This is a genomic window from Cerasicoccus arenae (assembly GCF_014651635.1).
GTDB classification, from domain to species: domain Bacteria; phylum Verrucomicrobiota; class Verrucomicrobiia; order Opitutales; family Cerasicoccaceae; genus Cerasicoccus; species Cerasicoccus arenae.
This window is the reverse complement of record NZ_BMXG01000008.1, coordinates 1-25310: the sequence shown is the minus strand read 5'-3', so window position 1 is coordinate 25310 and position 25310 is coordinate 1. Positions and strand designations below refer to the sequence as shown.

The window sequence follows — 25310 nt, the reverse complement described above, 5'->3', positions numbered from 1 at the left end:
CGTTGCAGGTAGTTGCTTCTAGCGGAAGGCATTGTGTTAGTAAACTGTTTCGCAGTAGAGTGATTGGAGTTTTGTGGCAGGGCAGCGATGTTGATGTTTATTGACTCAGATTCTTTATTTTACCCACGCATTGTTTCTTAACGAATGATCAATCTCCTTCTTTTAATCGAACGCCGGATCGCATCTCGGAGTATTATGTTCATGATGGCTACATGTTTGGGCTATGCGGATGATGGTGGCTCGCGCCCGGAATCACAGGCGTCGATAACACTCGTCAAGAAAGGCGATGTGCAGGGATATGAATTAACGACGCGTGCGGAATTGCGCGATAATCGACCGGAGGGCAAGCGTATTACCATTGAAGAAGATGCGGATTACGCACGAACACGGACCGGCAATGTAGCCTTCGATGGACTCTACGCTCTGGCTATTAGAGAAGCGCGCGAAAATTCGGTCAATCAGATCAGTGACTATGCTTACGCGAATGGTGAGTCGGTCAATGTTCAGGCGTTTCAAACAGGTGAAAAGTGGTCCTATGTCTGGACGCGCGACCTGGCATATTCCCTGCACCTATCGTTGGCGGCTTTTAATCCAGAGCGTGCGGCAGCATCGTTGATGTTTAAGGCCTCAGCACTTAAGCCATCCGTGCGCGGTGGTTACGCAGAACAAATGGTTCAGGACACCGGATCGGGCGGCAGTTATCCGATCTCGTCCGACCGCGTCGTATGGGCGATTGGCGCACATGAGACGATGAAATATTTATCCGGCTCAGGGCGGCGGGACTTCCTGAGTGAGGTCTATCCGATATTGTGCAACACAATTGAGCAAGATCGTTGCTTGGTTTTTGATCCACGGGATGGCCTCTATCGCGGTGAACATTCCTTCCTCGATTGGCGCGAGCAAAGCTACCCGCAATGGTCGGCAGACAACGTTGGTGTCATCGGGAATTCCAAGGCGGTCTCAGTCAATGCGGCAAATTACTTCCTGCTCAAGACCGCGGCGGAGTACGCTGGTGCGCTGGGCGATGGAGAAAATCGAATACGCTATCAACTGTGGGCGGATGAACTGAAGGCGGCGATAAATCAACATTTCTATGATGAAGAGGCCGGCCTTTACCGGACGTATCTGTTGTCGGAAGATGGTGTGTATTACCTGCCGCTGAAGCGTTATGATTTGCTCGGGCAATCATTGGCCATCCTGCTTGATGTGGCGGATGAGCGTCAGGTTCAACGTGTCATTGCGAGCTACCCGACAGGTCCGTTCGGACCTCCGGTTATCTGGCCGGAAGTCAAAAATGTCCCCATTTACCATAATCAAGGAATATGGCCATTCGTTACGGCTTACTGGACCAAGGCGGCGCGGCAGGCCAATAATCCGGCAGCGGTGGACGCTGGCATCGATTCACTGATGACCCTAGCGATGGAGAATTTATCTAATATGGAAAATTACGATTACATATCTGGAAAGGCAGACGTCCGTACTGGTCCGCGTCATGGGCCCGTGATCAATTCTCGCCGTCAATTGTGGTCCGTCGCGGGCTATTTATCGATGGTGCAAGATGTTGTTTTTGGAATGGAGACGAGCCTGCGTGGCATTCAGTTTCAGCCTTACATCACCGCGGGTCTGCGCAACGAGCTTTTCGCTGATACGAACATCATTGAGTTGAATCACCTCGCATATAAAGATAAGTGGAACGATGTCCGCGTTCATTTGCCAGCGGTGGGTTCATTTCAGGAGGGCGTTTGCACGGTTGCCCGGGTGATGGTTAATGGTGTGCAAGTTCCCACGGGCTTCGTCGAGGCAGACGCCTTACTTAGCCATAACCAATGGGAAATATTTTTGGAGGCACCAGTGGGGCAGGGGAGTAAGCTGGCGTCGATTCGTGTGGTGGACGTAACCAAGGAAAAAAAGATTTTTGGGCCACTTCAACCAGAGTGGGATGATGCGCGCGGTGCGGTCATGGTTGTCGACGGGAAATTGCGTTTGAGCTTCCGACATGATGAGGTGGGCGAGGTCGTATTTAACATCTATCGGAATGGTAAACGCTGTGCAGAAAACCTCCGAGTGACTGAGTGGGTGGATCTTGATTCGGGCAACTATGCGGATACCATTTATGCGTATGTGGTGGAGGCGGTTTATCCTGAGAGTGGAAACGTATCGCATCCCACGCAGAGCCGTGCTTATCGTACCGAAAATCAGCGTATCATTCTCCCTTCCAATGAGATGAAAAATAGAGGAGGCAACCTGTCTGATCAGCATCATTTTGAAAATTGGGGCCGTCCCAATCACGAACTGACGACTAACAGTTTTCAGGTTGATCGAGCAGGGGTCTACCATGTTCGCATGGAGTTTTCCAACGGCTCAGGCCCAATCAATACTGGCATCACATGTGCAGTAAAAAGGCTTGAAGTCCGCCAATCGTCTGGACCCATCGTTGGGGCCGGCTACGTGGTGATGCCACAGTCTGGAAGCTGGTTGCGCTGGGATTTATCCAACGCGATTGAAGTCGAGTTGCAGTCGGGCGAGGATTATCAGATCCATCTGAGCGAAGACGAGTATTCGCGCAATATGAGCTATCTCCAAAGCAATGAACGTTATACCGCGAGCAATGGCGGTGGTAGAGATCCGTATAATTACGTAAACATAGCCTCGGCGCAGGTGTTCTACAACAAGCCCATAGAGTAAGATCTGAACACGATGCACGCGCGGCTCATTAATCAATCGAGATATGGGCGACATTGTCGTGATTGCGTGTTTTAGATTAAAAATTAATGATGTAAAAATGAGCACTTTTATATTACGGTGATCGCACTTTCAGCCATAATGATTGCTTACCCTTAATCCCTAAAATCCATGCTTAAAGAATTCCCCTACTTAATACTGGGTTGGAACGCATGGAGGTCAGTGAAATACGGCGCGAATCACGTCAATTTGCCGTTACTTCCTAACAGGCGTGCGTGTTTATGCTATTTGCCAGTTCTTGACTCCTGTTCCCCCCCCCCCTCAGCCAGTTCGCCCCCCCATTTAATGCCCTCACAGGGTATTGTTCTTAGTTCTTAGTTAACTGTGTACAAAGACCCCGTTTTACTTGATACAATCAATGGTGTAGCCAACTATAGCATTGTCTTCTACTTCATTAATTGAGATCATCAATTAAGATCCTCCCCCCCCCCCCCATGCCCCGTATAAATCATAGTCGTTTCTCGAAACCACAGCCAGGGTTTGCCTTGGTAGTGGCTTTGTCGATGATGGGCTTCATCATCTTGCTGATCCTCAGTCTATCCACTTTGGTGCGGGTAGAACTGCAGAGCGCGACGCATTCGACGCAGGATCAGCAGGCACGGCAGATGGCGTTACTGGCGCTGCAAGTGAGCCTAGGCGAACTTCAACGTTACCTTGGACCGGATCAGAGAGTTACTGCGAATGCTGACATTACAGATTCCGAACTGCCACGAAACAAGCGCTTCTACACTGGTGTTTATGATTCTACGACAGGGGAGCTGTTAACCTATCTGGCATCCGGTCTGACGGTAGAAGAGGGCGGTACCCCAGCCGCTCAGCGATTGGTTAGCTTTACGCCGAACATCTCCACAGACGGTTCGGCGGTCGATCCGGATGCACAGGTGGTTCTGGTTGGGCCGAATACTCTGAGTGTTGAAGACGGCGAGGCCGCCAATTATCAAGACGACTATGTGAGTGTGGGACTAATGGATGTTGAGGGCATTGGCTCCTTTGGTTACTGGGTGGGCGATGAAAACCTGAAAGTCCGCGTGAATCTGCCTTCGGGCGTTGATGAGGAAATCACCAGTAATGCGGACCCACGCTACCAATATTCCCTGAATGCACCACGTGGCGTCGATGCTAGCGTTATTACAGGCTTCGAGGGCTTTGTGTCTGATGATGCGCGTTTAAGGGACTTGTCTGACTTCTCACTTTATCAGGACGGTGCCTTTCGTGAGCAAGCAGGGAAAGCCTTCCACGATATTACTTTTCATTCGGCCGGTGTGCAGTCGAATACACGCGATGGCGGTTTGAAGAAGGACCTTTCTCTGGCCTTTGAAATGACGGATGCCAAATTCCAGAGTAACGCGGATTTCACTGGCAAGTACCCCGCTCCCTATGTGAATCACCGAGTGAATTACGTCTTTCTCGAAGATGTTGGCCGTGGGGCGAATTACGGTATCCGCGGGCCGACCTGGGACTTGCTGCGTAATCATTACCGCCTTTACAAGGAGGTCGAGAAGGTTGGAGATGGCTATCAGTTGGCTTCGCGTATTGAAGGGCCACGGCAGCCGGCGGCTAGCCATTCCTATGAGCACAATATACCGCATCAGTGGAACATGCAGTACAACATTGAGCCGGATGATCCATCCGTTCGCGACTACGCAATTAGCTCGGGTAATCTGGTCATCCGTCCCACAAGTGAGGCCATACATCCCCTGGTCGCCAGCATACGCTATCAATACAGCGCTCGGCTTCGGCCGATCACTACGGATTACCGATTCAAGATGGCGCAGCTTTTTGGCTTGGATATCAACAAGCAGGGTACACCTAGCGAATTTGACACGCATTATGTGGAATTGATCTGGGACCCAGTGATTACGCTTTGGAATCCCTACAACGTTATGTTGACCTTTACTGGCTACAAACTGCGCACTCGCGAAATACCGACTACGTTTGAGTTTCGTATCGGTGAAGCCCGCCCGCTGCGGCCTTACGACGTTGGAATACGTCCTGAAGTACGTAATGACTGGCGAATTTACGATCCGGAGAATTGGTATCTGGGCAATGGCAATTATGACATAAAATTCGGTGACATGATTGGAGGACGCGACAAGAGCAACAACGGTTTTGTCGAAAACGGTCTTTCTGTTGTGATTGGACAGCCGAATCAGACGATTACTCTAGAGCCCGGCGAGTTGAAGGTTTATTCTATCGTCGAGAATTCCGCAGTTAGCCTCTACGACTATCTAGAGATTTCGGGCGATAATCCTAATGCAGTTTTCTTTACCGCCAAGGAAGGCTGGGAGGATCGCAGTGGATTTTATGTTTTCTCTCCAGTCACAGGGCGCGTTGAACCACTGAAAGACGAACTTGATAACACCATTGCTGAAGTCCAGTCAGTGCAGTTTCGAGTGAGGTCCCGTTGGGAGCAGCCCGGCATGGAATATTACTTACAAGGCTATTTGTTCGATGACTATAATAGCGCCGCTGCGGCTAAGCTCAGCCCGGACGAGGATCCGAATCAACTGCAGATGTTCGAGCTGAGTGGAGTGGACCAGTGGAAGGAAGAGTGGGTCGACTATCCGGACAATTTTACGGATGTTCTGCCGTTCGATTCGCCAATTTGGAACAGCGATAAAGTGCAGGTCGGCAATATGAATTACTACATGAAACCAGCGAATGAAATTCGCCGCCCTGTCGCCCTTGCGCAGTATAACAACCCCCGTGCACGCACGAACGCTCGTCTGCCTAACCAAGACTACGAGTCTGTGGATCCTCTTTGGATATGGGATCACCGGGAGGCTCAACTGGGCGTTTTCATAGATGCGCAAAACCACGGTTTCTGGGGGAGCTCGATGGAAGGTGGCGACACCCATGTCGTGCTCTATGAAACACCCACCGTACCGATGACTTCGATCGGCTCGATGATGCATGTGAACGCCTCGATTCGCGGACACTATCCGCTCTACGCGATGGGTGATTCCTTTGCCCCGCCATTTCTCGCGAGTAACGCCGCCCTGTATCAGACATTTGAGAACGACCGGAACGACACCGATATTTATTACTGGGACCAGTCCTATCTGATGAATCAGGCACTTTGGGATGGTTATTTTTTCTCGACCATTTCCCCGAAAACTACTGACGCATTCGACGATAAACAGAATTTAGGCGAGGTGCTGAGCGACTTTGAAGATGGAAAAGGATTTCTAGCCAATGAGCGTTTTGTTGAAGTGTCTAATGGTTCTCTAACCCTCTCTGAAGCAGTTCTCAATGGCGGTAATACCGTCGATGACATCGTCTTAGAGTCACCAGGGTTTTCCGCTGGTCACCTCCTGTTAAGTGGAGCCTTTAACGTGAATTCCACATCGCCCAATGCCTGGAAGGCACTACTGGCTGCCCTACGCGATGAGGCAGTCAGCTACTTGGATGCACAAACGGGAAATCGACAGCTAGATAGCGAGCAAGGCAGTGTATTTAGCCGTTCCAGCTTACCGAGTGGAGATAGTCATGCTCTATGGAGAGGATTTGTGCGGTTAAGCGATGTGGAACTCGAAGCATTGGCGATGGAGATTGTCAACCAAGTGCGCGCCCGCGGGCCGTTCATGTCCCTTTCTGATTTCGTTAACCGGCAAGTGAAAAGTAAGACAGGTAATACCCTTCCGGCTGACGACCCACTTAGTTTATCGGGCGCTTTGCAAACTGCAATTGACGCCTCGGAAATCAATGAGAACTCGGAACGCGAGTCATCGACAGATTACTTCCAAAATCAAGATGCAGCGGAAGGAAATACGTTTAACGGTGCTCCTGGTATACTATTGCAGTCGGACTTATTGGCTGGGTTGGGGCCAGTCATCAGTGTGCGCTCGGACACGTTTCGGATCCGCACCTATGGTAGGGTAGATAATTCGCTTACTGGTGGAATAGTAAGCGAGGCTTATTTGGAAGCAATTGTTCAACGTTCACCCGAGCCAGTGGTTCGCGCAGCAAATGACGCCACTATGGCGGATTATTACGAGCCAGACCTCGCCGATGCTTTTGGCCGCCGTTTTAAGATTGTCCACTTCCGCTGGCTTAATAAGTCCGAGATATAATGAGTAAAATCGTCCGCACTTTCGTTTTGTTTTGCTGCTACTTAGCAGGTTGTTGGCTGAATGCTCAAACGACTTCCGTTAATTCCAACGAAGAGCCTGAAATCGACATTGAGTTTACTGTGCTGGCTTGGCAAAGCTCTGATACCGAGTATACATTTGAGAGTAATGGTGTAGCTACGAGTTTTAAGCTGCCGTTGCAATACCGCTCAAAGGACATGCACTATATGGGTAGCAATCCACTGGTATTTTATCGTGAAGAATTAGGTGCGGATGGAGTGGGAATTCGAGTAACGTTGGCCACCGTGACGCTTAACCCGGCGATTTCCAGACAATTACTTCTCTTCATTCCGGCTGATGCGGGTTCCCCATATGAGCATAGGATTTTGGCGATGGACGACCGTCTTGAAAACTTTCCCAAGAGAAGTTATCGTTTCTTCAACCTAACGAATGAGAAAGTAGGAGTGGCGCTTAATGATCACCGTGCCGTTCTAGAGAAACACGAAGATACTATCATTAAATTGGAAAACGACGAGGCGATTATCCAGCTTGGTGTGTATGCAAATCGGAATGATAAATATCGTGATGTATTAAATTCGCGTTGGCCGCATCGAAGCATGGAGCGTTACTTGATCTTTGTAATCGATTCCCCATATACTGTAGGAAGTCTAACGACAAAGGCAATTCCTGAGTATTTCAAGGATTCAAATTAGTTGTCGGTTTATCTCAACTGAGAGCTACGTAGATAACTTTTGCCAACAGTGGGAACTAACCGGATTTTTGATTTGCTCCTAGTGTAATGTATTTCAATGGCCGTAGATTCGGAGAAATGCGGGGTTAGAAAAAGCCAAAGGATTCACCATCCAATCGTTTGGGGTAACCGTCGGAGAGAATCGTATTTCGGTCGGACTGGGAAAGCTCTTTGAGCTTAAAAATGGGTAGGATTGGTCGACCATCGGGCGCTTTTTCGTAATTCACACCTTTCTGCTCGATGAACAAGTAGCATGCAAATTCACCGCCGGGAATTTCTCCGATAACTACGCTGAGATCCTTCGCTTCGCCGGGTGAGAGCTTGAACCAATCACCTTCGGTCAATTTGGGTATGTAAGGCGAGACGGGGGGGGGGCTGTACCGCGGATCATCGTCTGGCTTCCATTTACTTGGATTGGATTCAGTAAATCCGGCATAGAGCGCAGTGCGGCCGTCAACACCGACAATCAATAGGTCATCCGCGGTTCCGACAAAGCGGAATGTGCCGCCTGTCATGGAGCGAAATTTCCCTTGGTAGACGGCGACCCAGTTACTCGGTTGCACTAACTGCTCGACTCCGTAAGCTTGGGGTGCTCTGTCGGCCCCCATTAGTGGAATGTAGAAATGGGTGGCGTAGAGCTTTTGTGGTGCATTAAAATATTTTCGAAATTCTCGAAGATTGTAGTTTCGCATGAAATCTTTTCCGGCCTCCATCCATCCATTGTCTGGAGCGGCTTCACGATTGCGGTCCTGTTTGAAGTCGATAAAGGTTCCCTCTAATGCGCCAGCCAAGGGCGAAGTGTTGCCAAAAAGGGTGGAAAAACCGCTTCTGCCGTCGCCTCCACCCAGCCCACTACCACCACCGATTTTTCCAACTTCTCCCCGTGCTTTGATCGCTGTATTGTTTTTTTGTGGCGAGGGGATATCAATGTTCGGGAGATTGAGGTCCGAAGGTTGATCCACGGCGATTGGCACTTGGGTGGCGATCGCCGTTGACCGCTGGTTGCGCATGGTTTTCATCTTGTATTCGCGTTCTTGGGGCTGGATTGCCTCAGGGGGGGGGGGGACAACTTCGATTTCAGCTTCGTCTGCAGTGAGGATTGTAAAAATCTTCCAGCTTCCAAAGATAAGCCCGCCTAGCAGGTGTAGGGCGAGACTCCCCACCAAGATGAGTAGCAGAGGGCGCTTGAGCAATCGTTGGAAAAGTGGGGGCTTGGCTTCTGGGGTAGTCATCGGGTTGAAAGCGACAAGTTACCACCTTGCCACAGAGCGGTAAAACTCATATTTGTTTAACTGTGTAGCAGGGCAGGGTCTAGCCTTTCAAAAAAATGACGTTCATTGTGTTTGGCAGATTACATTCAGTCGTATATTATTCTTTAAAATGTTGCTCGGAAATACCCCGTTTTCTGTCAGTTTTCGTTGCTGGGGCAGCAGCTTAGCTGTTCAAGCAAGGCATGGGCGTATTCTAATCGTTGGCTTTTTTCTTCTATCGCTGAATCTTCTTTGGGCTGATGCACAGGCGGAAAGCTTTCCTGAACTGGATTTACAAACTTTAGCCACTCGGGCTGAGGCTACCTTTCAAACGAATCCAGGAGAAGCGATTCCTTACATGAAGGAAATTAAGCACCGCTTGAAGATTGCTGCTCGCGAAGATTATCGCGCAATTTATAGAGAAAATCTCTACATGCTGGGACTCGCGCACATGCGTTGGTATCAGCAAGGTGGTGATGTCGTGCACCTCAAGGACGGCATTCCTTATTGGACAGAATTCATCAATTCGTATGCGAGCGATGACCGTAATCTATTGGCAATGCTCAATCTGGCGGACAGCTATTTTGGCGTTGAAGACTGGAAAAAGGCTTTTGACGCCTACATGCACATTTTGGATGTCTACAGTCTTCAGGTTGAGAGCGAGGAGCTCATTGGACTACTCGAGCGTTTAAATGTATCTGCTGCTTCTTCGGACCGGCTCAGTGAAGCCGGAGTCGTGCTGTGGAAGTTTACAGCGCCGGGGTTTGATTATTCGGTCCGACTGTATTGCCTCAATGTCTTATTCGATGCAGCATTGGATTTGGGAAACTTGAATGCCTTGCTTCGCTTGGTCGTGTTAATCAATCAGGACGCGCAATTTCGCTATGACTTAGGAATCAATTTACGGCTTTTGAACGCGGGGGATCGTTTTGAAGATGAAGAACGTTACCTCGATGCTAATATGCTGTTTGCGATGGTGCTACCGTCGGAGCAATTGCTCGCGGTTGTCGAAGACCGACTGATTGACGTCGAAGAGCAGCTTTTCCGCGGTCAGTTCATTGGTTCCAAAAAGATCGCTCTCAACGAAGAGCGGGAAGCACTGTTAGTGCAAAGGGCCGATCTTATCGCCGCACCTAAATACACTGCAAATCTGCGATGGCGCCAAGCGCGTGTCTTACGGTTGATGAACCGGATTTATGAGGCATACTTTGGGTTCCGCCGCTTAATTGAAGACTATCCGCAGCATGAGCATACGGAGCAATTCCGTTATGCCGCTTTTCTGCAAGGGCTTGAATGCGGTTACTGGCAGGAGGCAGTGGGAATTGGTGAGGCGTATTTAAACGAGCCAGCCTTCATCCTTTACGAAAAGCCGATCGCTGCCCGTCTGGCGCGTTTGTATGCACAGGCAGGTGAGGTTGAAAAACTGGCCCTATTGGCCGATGAATTTCTACATCGTTTCCCGGATGACCCCATCTCCGCTCAAGTTGCCCATTCGCTAGGCCAGGTATTGTTTGCGAAGGAGCAGACCGAGCGCATTCTGCAGACTTTTCCATCATGGGCCACTGAATTTCCCGACGGAGCATTTATCGACAGTGTGAACTATTGGTCGGGTATGGCGTATTTATTTGTCGGTGACTTCGTTGCTGCACTGAAGTGCTTCGATACGTTGATCCAGACGAGCCCTGGTAGTATTTATATTAATGAAGTGCGCTTCCGGCGGGGAGTTTCATACTTTGGTATGGGTGATTATGAAACTGCCCGAACAATCTTTACTGAGTGGATTTCTGGTGTCCAAGACCATCCTCTGCTGCCTGAGGCGCATGCTTTTCTGGGTGACCTTGATGCCATGGACGCTGAGGTGGAGGGAGCTCTGGCTCATTATCGCATGATTGAGTCGCTCGGCGGAAGCCCAGCATTGATTGACCATGGCTACTTTGAGTCGGCAACTTTATTGTCGGCCAACCAGCGCTACAAGGAACTCTACGTTTTATTGGAAGGTTATCTCGAGCGCTATCCAGACTCTCCGGCCGCTGCTGAGGCAGTTCTTCGTCTGGCAGATGCCGATCAGGCTCAAGGGCGAATCCGTAACGTAATTGCGCGCTATCAGGATGGTGTCGCGCGCTATGGGAATCTATTGGATTCCGATAGCATCGACCAAATTATTGATGCGTGGTGGAACATTGATGCATCCGTTCGGACCACCCATCAGGAAACGACAGAAATGATTCTGCGGTTAAAAACCGACCCGAAGTTTCTCAAGCAGATGCTTTATGACCGGGTCGCGCAGATTCAGTACTTTAATGAGCACCCAGTGCTACCACAGGACTTGCAAGAGACATTGATTGAAATTGCGACGGAATATCCAGGTAGCGGCGAATTACCTGATCTAGCGAATCATGAAGGGCTGCGTGTGATACAACGGCGAGTGGATGCAAGGTTAGGGCAACTTCCCGGAGAATCACTGACGAGCACTTTTACTCAGATGTATGGAGAAACGAAAGAAAGCAATGACCGCACGCTTTCACTGCGACTATTGCGCGTGCTTAATCTGCGCATCGGGCTAATTGTCAATCCTGGGGAAATTACTAAGGAAGACGTCGAAGCAGCCAGCCCCAGAACCAAGGTTTGGATGGCGAGTATCGTGGCTGAAGATAACCCGATTTTGGCCGAAGATATCTTACTTCAGATTGTTCACGCCGGTGGTGATAGTCAGGCCGTGGCGGACGCCTTATTCGCACTCGGTGAGTTGGATATGTTGGTCGCATATTATGACTCGGCTGCGCGCTATTTTGAATTGGTTTTGGAGAATTACTTTGACCATGAGCTGGCACCGAAAGCTGCAATTCTGAGAGGAGATGCTTTGCGACTGGGTAAGCGTTATGAAGAAGCAATCGAAGCCTATTCTGACATTTTGAACCAGCGTTCCTGGCGAGGTGAAATCTGGGCGGAGGCTACATTTAAAATCGGCGAATGCTTTATTCAACTCAATGAGAACGGAAAGGCACAGGGGTTTTTTGAACGCACTTATTTGGCCTATTCAGGTTATCCTGAATGGGCGGGGGAGGCAGTCTTGGCTAGCGCTGATCTGCTTCAGGAGGCGGGTGATACGGAATCTGCTCGACGCACCTATGAATTTTTCCTGAGCTCTCCCAAAGCTGCAGAGTCATCGAAGGTTGAGACTATTCGACAGGAATTACTCTCACTTTAGTAACATGAATTTTAAATTTAGAATATTATTCCTCACTCTTCTTTCCAGCCTTTCGCTATGGTCGAATGAAGCTATGGGTACGAGCGAACTTAGGGTGCAACTGCAATACCCCACACAGGTCAATGACTTCATCTTGACAGAGGTCGAAAATGGCTCGCTCGTCTTGCGTCCAGTGGGCAGAGATGTTGGTAGCCGTGTTTATCTAGAGTTGGAAGATTTGAAACGTGCGCGTGTTGTGCTTAATTTTCTCTTTCCCAAGGAATATTACGATGCCATTGAGCAAATGGAGCTGAGGAATGCATCGCGTGCGCTTCCCGCCTTGCGCCGTCATTCTTCGCCTCTTTTGGATTACTTAGCACTTAGCAGTCTGCCAGGTAATTTACAGCCTGCAGTCATCTCATATATTGATGTGCTCAGTGCAACTGGAGAATGGAAAGACGCGGTTGATGTTGCTATGCGGATACCCATTCCGGATTCATCTCCACAGGCATTGAGGCGAATAGGAAAGTTGGCCTTCGAATTACAGGAAAACGGAGAAGCCGCCGAGCTCGATCGTTTACAGAATTACATCACCAGCTATGAGACCTTGCCGAGAGAACAATTGGAAGTGCTCATGGATTTGGGTGATCAATGGCGTGAATCCGGCGAGTATCTTAAGGCTTATAAGCTGTATCGAATTATCCAATCCAATGAAGGGCCAGATCAAATCCAGGCGCGTTTATGGGTGGCCTATTGTAGCTTTTATCTTGGGCATAAAATCGTTCCCAGGGTGTTTCTCGACACATTACCGGATATGGAAACGTCTGACCCTGGCTATTCTCTTTGGGAATTAATCCAGGCGCGCATACGCATTGAAAACGGAGACTTCACTAACGCTATGCGAATGGTGGCCGAGGGGAAAATGTACTCCAGTGCGGCCGATCCCTGGTATCCGGAACTATTGCACACCCTTGCCATTCTTTATGGCGAGTTGGGCCTGACCGAGGCGTCAGTGTCTGCACATCGCGAGGTTTCCACGCTCTTTCCTAATAGCAAATGGGCCGCTGAAAGCCTTAGCATTCTTGATAACAATCAAATCTAAAAATCATCTTATGAGCATATCAAAAAAACTAGTGTTGAACCTACGGTTCGTGATTCTTTCGATGGTTGGCTATTGCTTGCTATCGAATGTGGTGAGTGCTCAAACAGATCCCGCGCTCGTTGCGCCGATGGAGGAAAATATTACTTTGTGGACAATGTTTCTCCAAGGAGGATGGGCGATGTATCCGCTGCTCTTGTTCTCGATTGCAACGGTAGGTTTGGCTGGCTACTGTGGCTTTCTCATTCGGGAAAAACGTTTCATCCAGCCCGAGGCGAGTGAGGATCTGCGCACGGCCATTATGAATGGTGAGGTCGAAGCGGGGCTAAGCGCCTGTTCGGCCCACGATGGCTATATGACGGAAATCCTTAGCGTGGCGTTTGAAACCATTCAGGAAGGGCATCATTCTGTCACTGCTGTGAACGAAGCCATGGAAGAACGGGCGGGCAAGGTTTTGGCCGGGCCGATGGTGTTCGTCCAGTATTTACAAGTTGTCGCCTCGGTTTCCCCGATGATGGGGCTGCTCGGTACCGTTAGCGGCATGGTTAAGGCCTTCCGCAACATTGCGTCGCAAGGCTTAGGCAAGCCAGAGCTATTAGCCAATAATATTTCTGAGGCACTGATTACGACAGCCACCGGCCTGCTAATTGCAATCCCCGCATTGATGGCCTATTTCTATTTTAAGAATAAGTATATGGCCGCCTCTTCCGGGATTTATGAACGCCTAGGCGAATTTACGCGCCTGATGACTAAGCATCGGATGCTGAACGAGGACCGTAGCTCTGCCGAATAATTCCTGTTGTTTCGATTCAGTATATCACTATGAAGCCGCGCCCCATCGATGAGACGACTGATTTGCCGGACCTGACGCCGATGATCGACATCGTGTTCCTGCTCATCGTCTTTTTTATGACCGTCGCTAACATGCAGGTGATGCAGCAGGTGGAGATCGATGTGCCCATCGCAGAAAGCTCGACTATCCCGGAGGACCGAGCCAACCGCATTACGGTGACGCTGAAAGATGACGGTTCCATTTATTACGGACCGACACTGGTTGTGCTCGACGATTTGCCTGCAATTATTTCGCAAAACAAATCGGACGTACCCAGTCTCAAGGTCTATGTTCGAGCGGATGCACGTGTGCCTTTCAAACATGTTCGCGAAGTCTTTGCCGCCACAGCCAAAGGGGGCGTGCCGGACGTCGTTTTCGCTACCTTCCAAAGCGATAAATAATTACCGATGAAAGCCCGGCATTCACAGATACATGAAGACAAAGTCGATCTGACGCCTATGATCGACATCGTTTTCCTGTTGCTGATTTTCTTCATGGTGACGACTACAATTGTGAAGGAGGAGGCGGACCTCGGTGTTAAGCTTCCATCTAGTATGGCTGCACCGCCGGACACGCCATTACCCGAGCAACACTACATCGACATCTTGGTTGATGGGACTGTCTTACTGAATGGCATGCCTACCGATAATCCTGGGCAAACATCGTTGCCCAATTTAACACGCACGCTATCGCAGCTAAAAGAGTCCTCTGATCGGGCAGGCCTAAAAACGTTGGTTATTATTCAGCCAGATCCAGAGACATACCAGCAAAGCGTAGTCAATGTGCTCAATGCGCTTAAGGCGGTTGGGATAACCTCAGTGTCTTTTGGCGAAGGCTGATTCCTTATGTTTTTTTCGATGAAAATTAATTTCAATCAATTTTCAATTGTCTTCTTGGGCTTGATTTACGGCGCAACGCCGATGCTGGCGCAGTCATACGTCTTTGCGGAGGACGAGGCGTACTATGACGCGTACAATGATGGCTGGCAGTCGGGAGACCAAAGCGGACGTGGTTTCGGCGACTGGCGATTGTTTTCGCCGGAATACACAAAGGAGGATGAAGAGCAGTACGCCGGATTTTTCACAGCCAATACAGAATCAAATAGCGACCTTAAGCAATCTGCTCGAGAAGGGAAGGCTCTCGGAATTTTCGCTAACGGCACCGGTTTTGAAGAGACGGCGGCTTTTCGCGCCTTTGACGGGCCATTGCAATCTGGTGATGTGTTTTCTATGCGATTTGAATTCGATGGTTTTACCAACCGATTTGAGCGTGATTCAGAGGCGATTTCCAGCGTTGGGTTTGCTTTGCGGGCCGAGGCTGACGCGGTCGGACTCAGTGAATTAGGCAAGGGAAGAGCAATGGTCTTCGCGGTGATCAAGGGGCTCAGCACTTACCAAATACTTGATGCTGATCCGCGTTTTAATACCCGTGTATTTATTGATCCCGAGGGCGTTGATGTCGGGATAACCATCCACGACGATTTTCGGTACGATTTACAAATAATCACCCTGAGCGATAACGTGGTTCACCATTTTCCGGACCGCAGCTTTAATTGGGAAGCTCCCAAGGGCACATTCGAAAACAAAGGCGGCCAGAAAATCCAGAGTTTCGCTCTATTTAATCTTAATGGTGGCTCGTCCAACGTTTATTTCGGAGCTTTTCAAGTTTCTCGATTAGAGAATTGATTGGGTGGATTAGGTTGCTGGCTTGTTAAGCCGTTAGTGTTTCCAATGATATTGATCCGTATACGAGACTACTGAGTTTCTGTCAGTGTGTTTCCTGGCTCCCATGACTGGAGAATTCGTAGGTAATTACCACGCTCAATTGCTTCCGGATTTGGAGCGCGACAGTAGCTCATGCTACCCCTCATCTGCGCGAGAGATTCATATTCCATTTCTTCCATCCAATTTTCGACCTCGCGACGAATTACGCCAATGCGATCTACGCCATTAAGCAAAAGCTCAGAAACAAGTTGGAGGACATCGGCTCCGGACATGATCGCCTTCAATGCATCGTCGCGGTTGTGAACACCGCCTGTGCAGGCGAGATCCATTTGGTAGCGACCAAACAACACCGCCAGCCAACGTAAACGCAGAAGCAACTCACTGGAGTCTGATAGCTTTAATGTGGGAGTTGGCTCTAATTCTTCAATATTGATATCAGGCTGGTAAAATCGATTGAAAAGCACCAGTGCTTTGGCACCAGCGTTCTCCAGACGTCGGGCAACGTGCGCTAGTGAAGTGAAGAAGGGAGACAGCTTCACTGCAATGGGAAGATCAACGGATTCAGAGACGGATTTGACGATCTCTTCCAAGCGCGATTCGACGATTTCCGCCGACTCATCGGAAACTCGCGGTAGGTAATACAGATTGAGTTCCAGAGCATCCGCTCCTGCGCGTGCGATCTCTTTGGCGAAATAAGACCAGCCGCCAAGATGAGTGCCGTTGAGAGAAGCAATGATCGGTACGTCGACGGCTTCCTTGGCTCGGCTGATATGGGTAAGATACTCCTCTGGCCCATAATGGTAATCTACATCTTTAGTAAAGTAGCTACCCGCTTCGGAGAAACTGTCTTCGTGTGCATAAACATGTGCCTCCATTCCCGCCTCATAACGCAATACTTGCTCTTCGAAAAGGGAGTGTAGCGTAATGGCGGCCACTCCGGCGTCTTCTGCATGCCGGATGCGATCGAGATTGGAGGCCAGTGGAGATGCGCCGAGAATAAATGGATGGGGCAGTGTTAAGCCCAGATATTTTGTTTCGAGTTTCATGGCTTCAAATTCCCAGAGACATCAGTGTGAGAAGAAGCGTCTGTTTATCAATGAACCCGCTCCATTTCATATGATGCCTCAAGTTGGATTAAATAGGCGTGCCGTTATTAGGCTTGGGTTTATTAACATGGGCGAGGTTTTCGTAGAGGCGGCGCATTTCGCCGGAATGCGCTTCCGCTGCTGAGATCAGTTCTTTGGCGCGTTCAGGATTTATTTGAGAAAGCGCACGGTAACGGACTTCGTTGTCCACATATTCGTGAAGCGATCTCTTGGCGGCGCGGCTGTCGAGTTGGAGCGCTGGTTCACCTAAATCCAAACGACGTGGGTCGTGTCTGTAGAGCGGCCAATGCCCACTCTCGACGGCGAGTTTCTGCTGACTCAGTCCAAAGTTTAAATTGTAGCCATGGGCGATACAGTGACTATAGGCAATGACAAGCGACGGCCCGTCGTAGCTCTCTGCTTCGTCCAACGCAGCAATGACTTGGCGATCATTGGCCCCCATCGCAATTTTGGCCACATAAACATTACGGTAGCCCATTGCGATCAGGCCGAGATCTTTCTTTGGCGTTATTTTGCCTCCTGCGGCGAACTTAGCCACTGCTCCCATTGGTGTGGACTTCGAGGCTTGGCCACCGGTGTTGGAATATACCTCGGTATCAAGGACGAGAATGTTGACATTACGCCCGCTGGCCAAAACGTGATCTAGACCACCAAAGCCGATATCATAGGCCCAGCCATCGCCCCCCACGCCCCACACGCTTTTGCGAACAAGGAAGTCGGCAAAGACCATTAAGCGTCGAGCTGAAGGGTCTTTAATCTGGCCCAGCTTGCGCTTAAGCTCGGCCACACGATCACGTTGAGCAAAGACAGCGAGTTCGTCCTTCTGATGACTCATCATAATCTCACGAACAAGCATGTCGCCAACCTGTGGTGCCAGTTTCTGGAGCAGAGATCGTGCAATCTCAGTCTTCTTATCGACAGCGAGCCGCATGCCCATGGCGAACTCTGCGTTGTCTTCAAAAAGCGAATTACTCCAAGCGGGCCCGCGGCCATTCTCATCCGTGCAATAGGGGGTGGTGGGGAGATTACCGCCATAGATGGAAGAGCAGCCCGTTGCGTTGGCGATCATCAGGCGATCACCAAAGAGCTGTGTGAGTAACTTTAGATAAGGCGTTTCTCCACAACCCGCGCAGGCACCGGAAAATTCAAAGAGCGGCTCACGTAGTTGGGTATCGCGAACAGTCAGTCCCAGTTCGGTGCGCTCTGGCCGTGGTAGTGTTTCAAAAAAGTCCCAACGCATGCGTTCGCGTTCAGCTGTTTCCTGATGCGGCTCCATGTTGATGGCCTTACGACGCGGATTAGCTTTGTTTTTTGCTGGGCAGACGGTGACGCAGAGACCACAACCCGTGCAATCTTCGGGTGCCACTTGGATCGTATAACGGTGATCTGTAATCTTCCTGTCCTTGAAAATGGCGGAAAGAAAATCCTCCGGTGCTTCATCAAGTGCTCCTTCGGGATAGTGCTTACAGCGAATGGTCGCATGTGGGCAGACGAGTGCGCATTTACCACACTGAATACAGACATCCGGGTCCCAGACGGGGATCTCTGTTGCGATATTGCGCTTCTCCCACTTGCTGGTCGCGCAAGGCCATGTACCGTCAATCGGGAAAGCAGATACTGGTAGGCGATCGCCGTCACCCGCAAGCATGACACCAGTAACGCGCTGGACAAAGTCTGGTGCCTCCACTGCCACTACCGGGGGAAATATAGTTGATGAGTTGGCACTGGCGGGGAGGTCTACCAAATAAAGGGAATCCAGAGCGTGATCGACTGCCGCAAAATTCTTTTCTACAATCGTTGGGCCTTTGCGGGTGTAGGTCTTCTCGATGGCGGATTTGATTTTCGAAATGGCTTCATCTTTGGGCAGGATGCCGGATATCGCGAAAAAACAGGTCTGCATGATTGTGTTTGTACGCCCCCCCATTCCTGCCTTACGCGCGACCGCGTAGGCGTCGATTACATAGAGCTCTAGTTGCTTCTCAATGAGTGTTTCCTGTACCTCAAGGGGTAGCTTGGCCCAGACTTTTTCCGGCGGAAAGGGTGAATTCATCAGGACAGTGCCGCCTTGAGCAGCGTATTTGAGCACATCGTATTTCGTAACGAACTGCCATTGATGGATGCCCACAAATTTTGCGCTTTGTATGAGATATGGTGCCTTGATTTGCTTAGGTCCGAATCGCAGATGACTCACTGTCATCGCGCCGCTTTTCTTACTGTCGTAAACAAAATAAGCCTGCGCGCAGTTATCAGTTTCTTCGCCGATGATTTTTATCGTGTTCTTGTTTGCGCCGACAGTGCCATCGCTACCCAGCCCGATAAATACTGCGGAGAACATGTTTTCGGCTGTTAGTTTGAAAGTTTCGTCAACCGACAGGGAGCGGTGCGTGACGTCGTCTATGATGCCCACGGAAAAGTGGTTCATGGGGTCGCCGCTTGCTAGATTATCAAAGACTGCCTTGGCCATCGAGGGGTTGAATTCTTTGCTTCCCAAGCCATAGCGCCCGGCCAATACAACTGGCTCAGCTGGAATTTTTCCGAGGTCACGCGCTTCGCGCAAAGCGGTGACGACATCCTGATAAAGCGGCTCACCCAAGGAGCCAGGTTCTTTAGTGCGGTCGAGTACGCAAATGCGTTGGACGGTGGGGGGGAGGGCTTCGATGAAATGTTCTAGGGACCATGGGCGGAATAATCGCACAGAGAGGACGCCGGTTTTACCCTCTGCATGGTTCAGTGCCTTAGCAACTCGTTGGCATGTTTCTACGCCAGAGCCCATCGCAATAACGACATCGGTAGCGTCTTCCGCGCCAGTGTATTCAAAAAGTTGATAGTGCCGGCCAGTTAGCTTCGCAAAGCGTGTCATCACATTCTCCACGATACTGGGTAGGGCGTCGTAGTAGTCGTTAGCAGCCTCACGAGCTTGAAAAAAAACGTCTGGATTCTGAGCGGTGCCGCGGATTACCGGCGAATCAGGACTCAGCCCGTGTAGGTGGAAAGCGGAGACAGCGTCTTCATCGATCAGTTCAGAAAGGATGTCATTACTTATAGGCTCGTAGGTGTTGATCTCGTGCGAAGTGCGAAAGCCGTCGAAGAAATGAAGGAAAGGGATCCGGGACTCCAGCGTGGCGGCATGTGCTATGGCAGCTAGATCTTGTGCTTCTTGCACGCTATTTGAGCACAGCATCGCAAAGCCAGTCTGGCGACAGGCCATGACATCCGAGTGATCTCCAAAGATCGATAGGGCGTGTGTCGCTAAACTTCGGGCGGTCACATGCAGCACAAAAGGGATCAACTCTCCCGCTATCTTATACATATTGGGGATCATCAACAGCAGCCCTTGAGACGCAGTGAAACTAGTTGCGAGTGTGCCAGCGGTTAATGCTCCGTGTAGAGCGCCAGCCACGCCACCCTCGCTCTGCATCTGAACAACTGTTGGTATATCGCCCCATAGGTTTTCTTTCCCCGCCTGCGACCATTCGTCGGAGAGCTCCGCCATCGGAGTCGACGGCGTGATCGGGTAGATCGCGATATTTTCGCTGAGACGGTAGGCTACCGACGCAGCTGCTTCGTTGGCGTCGGTGATGACAAAGTTACTGGGCTTATTCATGGTTGCTTTCTAATAAGCAACGTTAAAAGCCTGATTGCTTAATGCAACAAAATCTAATGAATGATATGCATATAATTAGAATTCCTAATCAACAGGGTGCGGTCTTCCTGTTGACTGAACATCCGTGGATCAATTGATGTTTTCTGTGTGCCGATCGGATATTCACTCCCTATCGCAGTAAGCTCCATACTTCTTGATGAAATAGCCAACTGAAATGTTTACGAGCCAGCAGAACTGCTGACCATTGGTCTATATTGGCACAAGTCGTTGAAGGAATTAGGAACTGCCGATTCCTCATGAGATTAAACCCGTTGCTCTCCTCATCTCACCGTTGATAAAAAGCGAGTTCGATGTTCTGTTTTGACGGGGCAGAATTTAGTGCAAATATCTTACGCAGAAAATTTTTAGTAAGTGACGCCCGCTTCTTTGGGGGCAACTTTTTCGGCACTAGATGTATTGTTGAATTCGCCCGCGAGAATCTGATCTGGCCCATAAGAATACTTCATGAATTTCCCATCGCCGTAGACAATGATGTTCACCCAGCCTGAGTTATATACAATCGTTATGCGATTGCCCTCGTAGCGCCAGACTCCCGTTTCGCCAAAGACGCCCTCTGGGCCACCGGCATAGCTGCTACGAGCGGTATGGTCGGCTTTGATGTCGAGGTAGAACATATCACCGTTCTCATCGATCAGCTTCCAAACTCCTATGAATTTCTCCACTGGCACGGGCTCAAAGAGTGGGCGCTGATTGACTTGCTTGGCGGGCGAGGTGTTGCTGGGTTTGCCATCAAGTGGTGTCGTTGGGCTATAGCCATTCTTTGAGAACGATCCGTCTTCGTTCTTCCGGATGACATCCGACCAGCCGCTATCGTAGAGCACGGTTGTAACACTGCCTGCTCGGTGCCAGTAACCCATCTCTCCCAAATAGCCGTGTTCTCCCTTGGAATAGTTGGTTCGGGCAAAGCAGTCCGGCATAAGCTTAATAAGAATTGTGCCGCCTTCGCCATCGCCAACCTCCCAAAATTCGCCCTTCTTCGTCTCGGCAAATGAAATGGCTGGAAATAATAAGGAAATGAAAAGAAGCAGACGAATTTTTTTCATAATGAGATTTTCAACGGTTCGCCAAGGAGCCGTCGAGTTTAATGTCCAATGTCGGTGGCTTGGCTACCTGCTATCCAGCCCGTCGTCCATGCTATTTGGAGGTTTTCTGCGGGACCGATGCCGCAGGCGTCGAGTATGTCTCCTGCGAAATATAATCCAGGTACGCGGCGGCTGGCCAATGTGCGGAAATCAACTTCGTCGTTGGTGACGCCGCCCAAAACAGAGCTTACACCGCGGACATTTTTTTTCTTCACAATCTCGTATTCACCAGAAGCTAGTTCTCGGACGAGTGAGGAGCGCAGAGGAGGAGTGAGCGAATCCCAGGTTTCCTCTCCGCTTAGCTTCGCGGAGGTTAACAGGTTTTTCCAGAGTCGATGCGGAATACGTGAATCCTCAAATGCACCCACGCGCCCACTAGGAAAACGTCTAAGCTGTTCCTCAATAAGTTTCGCCGCCATGCGCGCCCCCCCGGGCAACCAACTGATGCGTAGAGGAAAACGATTGTGTAGCTTGTCGAGATAATGGGCTTGGCGAGTCGATAGCTCCCAGACTGCTGGGCCACTAAATCCCCAAGCCTCGATTGCGATACGCCCAGTTGCCATGTGGTCTGTGTCGCCAACACGTATCTCATACTGGCCATCCAAAGCGCCGCTCACACCACGTAGTCGGCTGTCGGTCGATTGGAATCCGGTCAGCGCAGGGAAGCAGTCCGTGATCGTGTGTCCAAGGTCCTGAACGATACGTCGTGTCGGATTTGCGATTAAGCCGCCAGCAGCTAAGATAAGCTGATCGACCTGCAAGGTGCGTTCATCTGCAAGGGTTAGCCAGAAGCCGCCTGTGGACTTGATATCTACTGCGCGAAGCGTGCTGGAAGTCCTGACGTTCACATCGGCCTCGGCTAGCTTACGTTCAAAGAATAACGCCACATCTAGGGGGAGGGTGCCACGGATGTGGGCACGGCCATTTTTGTCCACCTGTAAATCTGCGTCATGTTCTTCCAACCAGGCTTCGAAATCGCCTGGGCCGTAGCGAGTAAGAGGGCCAATCATTTCTTTACTCCCTGCTCCCAGCAACGTGGCAAATTCTGCTGGGTCCCATATCTCGCGGGTGAGGCCGCCCGGCAGGGTACCAGGAGATCGCCAAGCGCGCAGGATCATTGGCTCGGTTTCAAGCAGAGTCACGGTGCTACCGTTTGGGCTAGCTGCTGCCGTGAGTGCTGCGAAGACGCCAGCGGGGCCACCACCGACAACGACAATGTGAGGGGGGGGGGAGGAGGAGGAGGGCATTGCATAAAAAAGCCTTCGCCCCTGAAAAAGAGCGAAGGCTTGTAAATTAATCAATTTAAGCGCGCATGATTACTCGCCGATGGCGAAGCGGGCAAAACGGCGAACCTTGATGTTTTCACCGATGCGCTGAATGGCTTCGGTCAACAGCTCTTGTACGGTCTGGTCCGTATTCTTGACGTAAGGCTGCTCAAGCAATGCCACGGTGGACAGGAACTTGTTCACTTTGCCTTCAACGATCTTCTCAATGGCTTGTGCTGGCTTGCCTTCGGCTTGAGCGACGGCGACTTCACGCTCCTTAGCGATGATGTCCTGGCAGACGTCTTCACGGCTGACAGCAACAGGGCTAGCCGCGGCGATGTGCATCGCGATGTCACGAGCTAATGCCTTGAAACCGTCGTTCTTTGCCACGAAGTCAGATTCGCAGTTGAGTTCGATCATTACGCCGACCTTGCCACCCATGTGGATGTAGCTCTCGATGATGCCTTCACTGGCTTCACGACCGGCTTTTTTAGCGGCCTTGATTGCGCCATTTTTCTTGAGGAAATCGATCGCGGCTTCTTGGTCGCCGTTAGCTTCGACAAGTGCTTTTTTGCAGTCCATCAAACCGAGGCCCGTGCGTTGACGGAGCTCGTTGACCATACTTGCGGAGATTGCTGACATGGTAGTTTTTTCGTTCGGGTTTTCTTGCAGATTAAAACTTATTCTTTTTCGGCCGCTGGAGCTTCGGTACTTTCTTCAGCTGGAGCCTTGCGCGGTTCGTCCAATACGATGTCGTCAGAGAAGGTGACTTCGGGTTCGTTGTCCACGAATTCCTGACGGACGATTGGCGTAATGCCCTGTTGTGGGGCGTTGCGCACTTCGCTGCGGCGAGCAAGGCCGTTTTGAACGGCTTCCATAATCACTTCGGTGACCATACGGATGGACTTGACGGCGTCGTCATTACCCGGGATCGGGTAGTTGACGATAGTTGGGTCGGAATTGGTGTCGACCAAGGCAACAACCGGGATCTTCAAGCGGCGGGCTTCGGCGACAGCGATCAATTCGCTTTTTACGTCGATGATGAACAATGCAGCTGGAATGCCCTTGATCTCAAGCATGCCTTCAAAATTGCGGTGCATACGGGCCATCTCGCGACGGATCGCGGCACCTTCTTTACCAGGTAGCTTCTGCAGTTCGCCATCAGCTTCCATGCGCAGGTAACGCTTGTATTTTTCGAGGCTGGCTTTGGAAGTGGTCCAGTTGGTCAGCGCACCGCCCATCCAGCGGTTCACCGCGAAAGGCATATTGCAGGTCGTTGCAGCTTCACGCAGGATTTCCTGAGCTTGGCGCTTGGTGCCGACGAACATGATGTCTTTGCCGCTAGCAACAAGTTCTTCAACGAACGCGTAGGACTTCTCGAGTAGTGCGTAGGTTTTTTCCAGATCGATAATGGAAATACCGTGGCGGTGATCGAAGACGTATGGCTTCGACTTCGGATTCCAACGGCGGGTCTGGTGGCCAAAATGCACACCGGCGTCCAACAGGTCTTTTACAGTGATATTCATATTGTATGTGGGCTCCGTATTCGCACCATTCCGGCAGTGGGCGAACCTTGGATCTTCAGAGGCTTCTCCTTGTTCAGGAGTCGCTTTTTGGGATTTATTCAGTTTTTAAAATCAAATCGGTCCGGGAAGCCGCTTGATCAGATGAAGGGCGGAAGACTAGGCGCTGCAAACCTGCTGGCAAGCCGGAAAATCGTATTTTTATTACCTCTCCGCACATCGCAAAATCGCGCTGTTTTAAGAAAAATGAAAAAAAATAAATATTTCTCTTGCAGGGGTGGGGGCAACCTTGTTTGTTTCTCGGCTTTTCCACGATGCAGGGTGGAGCAGCCCGGTAGCTCGTCAGGCTCATAACCTGAAGGTCGTCAGTTCAAATCTGGCCCCTGCACCCAATTTAAAGCCCGTTAGGTCAATGACTTAGCGGGCTTTGTTGTTTTTAGGCAGAACTGGCGTCAATGCAGCCTGATGCACGAAAATGCGGGTTTAGCCTGATCTATTGTACGATGTGTTGCACGGAAACTGGACAGGAATCAGGCAATGCTATAATATGAGCCCAATTCATCTAAAACGCTTTAGTATCTGTTTCGAGCGGTAACTTGATGTTCAAAGATTGATTTAGATTCTTAACCAAACCTCAATGCAGTTGGCGTCTGATCGAATGACTTTCGCCCTGAGTAGGCATTAATTCGGTTTCCATCGTTCGTTCCTCACTGTTAAATCTCAGACACTGGCGTCCTGATCAGTCCACTTGTTCCCTTCTTATTGATCGTAAGATCGAGTTGTGTGGTTTTGGTTGGGTCCCTTTGAGCGCGACCACTTGAACTGACTGTATTTGGCCTTTATGAAAGGACCGATATCATGAAACGAGGACGCCGAAAGACAGAAGACATTATCGCGTATTTTACGCGACAGCGAAGGCTTGAGCGTTGATGAAGACGGCATTAGCCAAGCAACATTTAGTCGCTACAAGAAGCAGTTTGGCGGTATGAGCGTGAAGGAAGCCCAACGTCTACGT

17 protein-coding genes and 1 tRNA gene are annotated in these 25310 nt (G+C 50.3%); 10 read left to right on the top strand and 8 right to left on the bottom strand.

All coding sequences use genetic code 11. The features are described 5' to 3' along the window. Nucleotides 1-201: 201 nt before the first annotated feature. The 3 genes from IE065_RS07780 to IE065_RS07770 all read left to right on the top strand — a co-directional run bounded on the left by IE065_RS07780 (nucleotide 202) and on the right by IE065_RS07770 (nucleotide 7525). Nucleotides 202-2685 carry a glucosidase family protein gene (locus IE065_RS07780; protein WP_189513606.1) on the top strand — a complete coding sequence of 828 codons (2484 nt, stop codon included), beginning with the start codon at nucleotides 202-204 and terminating at the stop codon, nucleotides 2683-2685. Between the two features lie 491 nt (nucleotides 2686-3176). Then, nucleotides 3177-6815 carry a hypothetical protein gene (locus IE065_RS07775; RefSeq protein ID WP_189513604.1) on the top strand — a complete coding sequence of 1213 codons (3639 nt, stop codon included), beginning with the start codon at nucleotides 3177-3179 and terminating at the stop codon, nucleotides 6813-6815. After that, nucleotides 6815-7525 (top strand): hypothetical protein, encoded by a 711-nt coding sequence (locus IE065_RS07770; protein WP_189513602.1) that lies wholly within the window; start codon nucleotides 6815-6817, stop codon nucleotides 7523-7525. The genes IE065_RS07775 and IE065_RS07770 overlap by 1 nt, the downstream gene beginning before the upstream one ends. A 124-nt stretch (nucleotides 7526-7649) precedes the next feature. Here the strand turns inward: IE065_RS07770 and IE065_RS07765 are convergent, their stop codons facing one another. Then, on the bottom strand, nucleotides 7650-8795 hold the full coding sequence (locus IE065_RS07765) for a hypothetical protein (RefSeq protein ID WP_189513600.1): 1146 nt from the start codon (nucleotides 8793-8795) through the stop codon (nucleotides 7650-7652). Between the two features lie 148 nt (nucleotides 8796-8943). Here IE065_RS07765 and IE065_RS07760 point away from each other — a divergent pair, with 148 nt between their 5' ends. From IE065_RS07760 to IE065_RS07735, 6 genes are read left to right on the top strand one after another with little or no spacing between them, the layout of a single operon-like run. Then, nucleotides 8944-12021 (top strand): tetratricopeptide repeat protein, encoded by a 3078-nt coding sequence (locus tag IE065_RS07760; RefSeq protein ID WP_189513598.1) that lies wholly within the window; start codon nucleotides 8944-8946, stop codon nucleotides 12019-12021. A 4-nt stretch (nucleotides 12022-12025) separates the two neighbouring features. Then, a complete protein-coding gene (locus tag IE065_RS07755; RefSeq protein WP_189513596.1) occupies nucleotides 12026-13102 on the top strand; it encodes a tetratricopeptide repeat protein in 1077 nt (358 codons plus the stop codon). 10 nt (nucleotides 13103-13112) lie between these two features. After that, complete coding sequence (locus tag IE065_RS07750) at nucleotides 13113-13892, top strand: MotA/TolQ/ExbB proton channel family protein (RefSeq protein WP_200163165.1); 780 nt, start codon at nucleotides 13113-13115, stop codon at nucleotides 13890-13892. Nucleotides 13893-13921: 29 nt separating this feature from the next. Then, on the top strand, nucleotides 13922-14332 hold the full coding sequence (locus tag IE065_RS07745; RefSeq protein ID WP_189513593.1) for an ExbD/TolR family protein: 411 nt from the start codon (nucleotides 13922-13924) through the stop codon (nucleotides 14330-14332). Nucleotides 14333-14338: 6 nt separating this feature from the next. Beyond that, nucleotides 14339-14770: an ExbD/TolR family protein gene (locus tag IE065_RS07740; RefSeq protein WP_189513591.1), complete on the top strand. Its 432-nt coding sequence runs from the start codon at nucleotides 14339-14341 to the stop codon at nucleotides 14768-14770. An 18-nt stretch (nucleotides 14771-14788) separates the two neighbouring features. Further along, nucleotides 14789-15616, top strand: a complete 828-nt coding sequence (locus IE065_RS07735; protein ID WP_189513589.1) for a hypothetical protein — start codon at nucleotides 14789-14791, stop codon at nucleotides 15614-15616. A gap of 68 nt (nucleotides 15617-15684) precedes the next feature. Here the strand turns inward: IE065_RS07735 and IE065_RS07730 are convergent, their stop codons facing one another. The 7 genes from IE065_RS07730 to IE065_RS07700 all read right to left on the bottom strand — a co-directional run bounded on the left by IE065_RS07730 (nucleotide 15685) and on the right by IE065_RS07700 (nucleotide 24608). Then, nucleotides 15685-16701, bottom strand: coding sequence for a dihydroorotate dehydrogenase-like protein (locus tag IE065_RS07730; RefSeq protein WP_189513587.1), 1017 nt, complete (start codon nucleotides 16699-16701; stop codon nucleotides 15685-15687). Nucleotides 16702-16789: 88 nt separating this feature from the next. After that, nucleotides 16790-20365, bottom strand: a complete 3576-nt coding sequence (gene nifJ / locus IE065_RS07725) for a pyruvate:ferredoxin (flavodoxin) oxidoreductase (protein WP_189513585.1) — start codon at nucleotides 20363-20365, stop codon at nucleotides 16790-16792. Nucleotides 20366-20769: 404 nt separating this feature from the next. Continuing rightward, nucleotides 20770-21468 (bottom strand): hypothetical protein, encoded by a 699-nt coding sequence (locus IE065_RS07720; protein WP_189513583.1) that lies wholly within the window; start codon nucleotides 21466-21468, stop codon nucleotides 20770-20772. Between the two features lie 38 nt (nucleotides 21469-21506). Continuing rightward, nucleotides 21507-22754: an aminoacetone oxidase family FAD-binding enzyme gene (locus tag IE065_RS07715; protein WP_189513581.1), complete on the bottom strand. Its 1248-nt coding sequence runs from the start codon at nucleotides 22752-22754 to the stop codon at nucleotides 21507-21509. A gap of 69 nt (nucleotides 22755-22823) precedes the next feature. Next, a complete protein-coding gene (gene tsf, locus IE065_RS07710) occupies nucleotides 22824-23414 on the bottom strand; it encodes a translation elongation factor Ts (protein ID WP_189513578.1) in 591 nt (196 codons plus the stop codon). 38 nt (nucleotides 23415-23452) lie between these two features. Continuing rightward, nucleotides 23453-24298, bottom strand: a complete 846-nt coding sequence (rpsB, locus tag IE065_RS07705; RefSeq protein ID WP_189513576.1) for a 30S ribosomal protein S2 — start codon at nucleotides 24296-24298, stop codon at nucleotides 23453-23455. A 94-nt stretch (nucleotides 24299-24392) separates the two neighbouring features. Continuing rightward, the gene (locus IE065_RS07700; RefSeq protein ID WP_229792074.1) at nucleotides 24393-24608 is read right to left on the bottom strand and encodes a hypothetical protein; all 216 of its coding nucleotides are present in this window, start codon (nucleotides 24606-24608) and stop codon (nucleotides 24393-24395) included. A 2-nt stretch (nucleotides 24609-24610) separates the two neighbouring features. Here IE065_RS07700 and IE065_RS07695 point away from each other — a divergent pair. Continuing rightward, nucleotides 24611-24687, top strand: a tRNA-Met gene (locus tag IE065_RS07695). The last annotated feature ends 623 nt before the right edge of the window (nucleotides 24688-25310 follow it).

Bases quoted from the DNA above. Each gene is read 5' to 3' on its own strand.
- IE065_RS07780 (WP_189513606.1), top strand. From the start codon at position 202: ATGATGGCTACATGTTTGGGCTATGCGGATGATGGTGGCTCGCGCCCG.
- IE065_RS07775 (WP_189513604.1), top strand. From the start codon at position 3,177: ATGCCCCGTATAAATCATAGTCGTTTCTCGAAACCACAGCCAGGGTTT.
- IE065_RS07770 (WP_189513602.1), top strand. From the start codon at position 6,815: ATGAGTAAAATCGTCCGCACTTTCGTTTTGTTTTGCTGCTACTTAGCA.
- IE065_RS07765 (WP_189513600.1), bottom strand. From the start codon at position 8,795: ATGACTACCCCAGAAGCCAAGCCCCCACTTTTCCAACGATTGCTCAAG.
- IE065_RS07760 (WP_189513598.1), top strand. From the start codon at position 8,944: ATGTTGCTCGGAAATACCCCGTTTTCTGTCAGTTTTCGTTGCTGGGGC.
- IE065_RS07755 (WP_189513596.1), top strand. From the start codon at position 12,026: ATGAATTTTAAATTTAGAATATTATTCCTCACTCTTCTTTCCAGCCTT.
- IE065_RS07750 (WP_200163165.1), top strand. From the start codon at position 13,113: ATGAGCATATCAAAAAAACTAGTGTTGAACCTACGGTTCGTGATTCTT.
- IE065_RS07745 (WP_189513593.1), top strand. From the start codon at position 13,922: ATGAAGCCGCGCCCCATCGATGAGACGACTGATTTGCCGGACCTGACG.
- IE065_RS07740 (WP_189513591.1), top strand. From the start codon at position 14,339: ATGAAAGCCCGGCATTCACAGATACATGAAGACAAAGTCGATCTGACG.
- IE065_RS07735 (WP_189513589.1), top strand. From the start codon at position 14,789: ATGAAAATTAATTTCAATCAATTTTCAATTGTCTTCTTGGGCTTGATT.
- IE065_RS07730 (WP_189513587.1), bottom strand. From the start codon at position 16,701: ATGAAACTCGAAACAAAATATCTGGGCTTAACACTGCCCCATCCATTT.
- nifJ (WP_189513585.1), bottom strand. From the start codon at position 20,365: ATGAATAAGCCCAGTAACTTTGTCATCACCGACGCCAACGAAGCAGCT.
- IE065_RS07720 (WP_189513583.1), bottom strand. From the start codon at position 21,468: ATGAAAAAAATTCGTCTGCTTCTTTTCATTTCCTTATTATTTCCAGCC.
- IE065_RS07715 (WP_189513581.1), bottom strand. From the start codon at position 22,754: ATGCCCTCCTCCTCCTCCCCCCCCCCTCACATTGTCGTTGTCGGTGGT.
- tsf (WP_189513578.1), bottom strand. From the start codon at position 23,414: ATGTCAGCAATCTCCGCAAGTATGGTCAACGAGCTCCGTCAACGCACG.
- rpsB (WP_189513576.1), bottom strand. From the start codon at position 24,298: ATGAATATCACTGTAAAAGACCTGTTGGACGCCGGTGTGCATTTTGGC.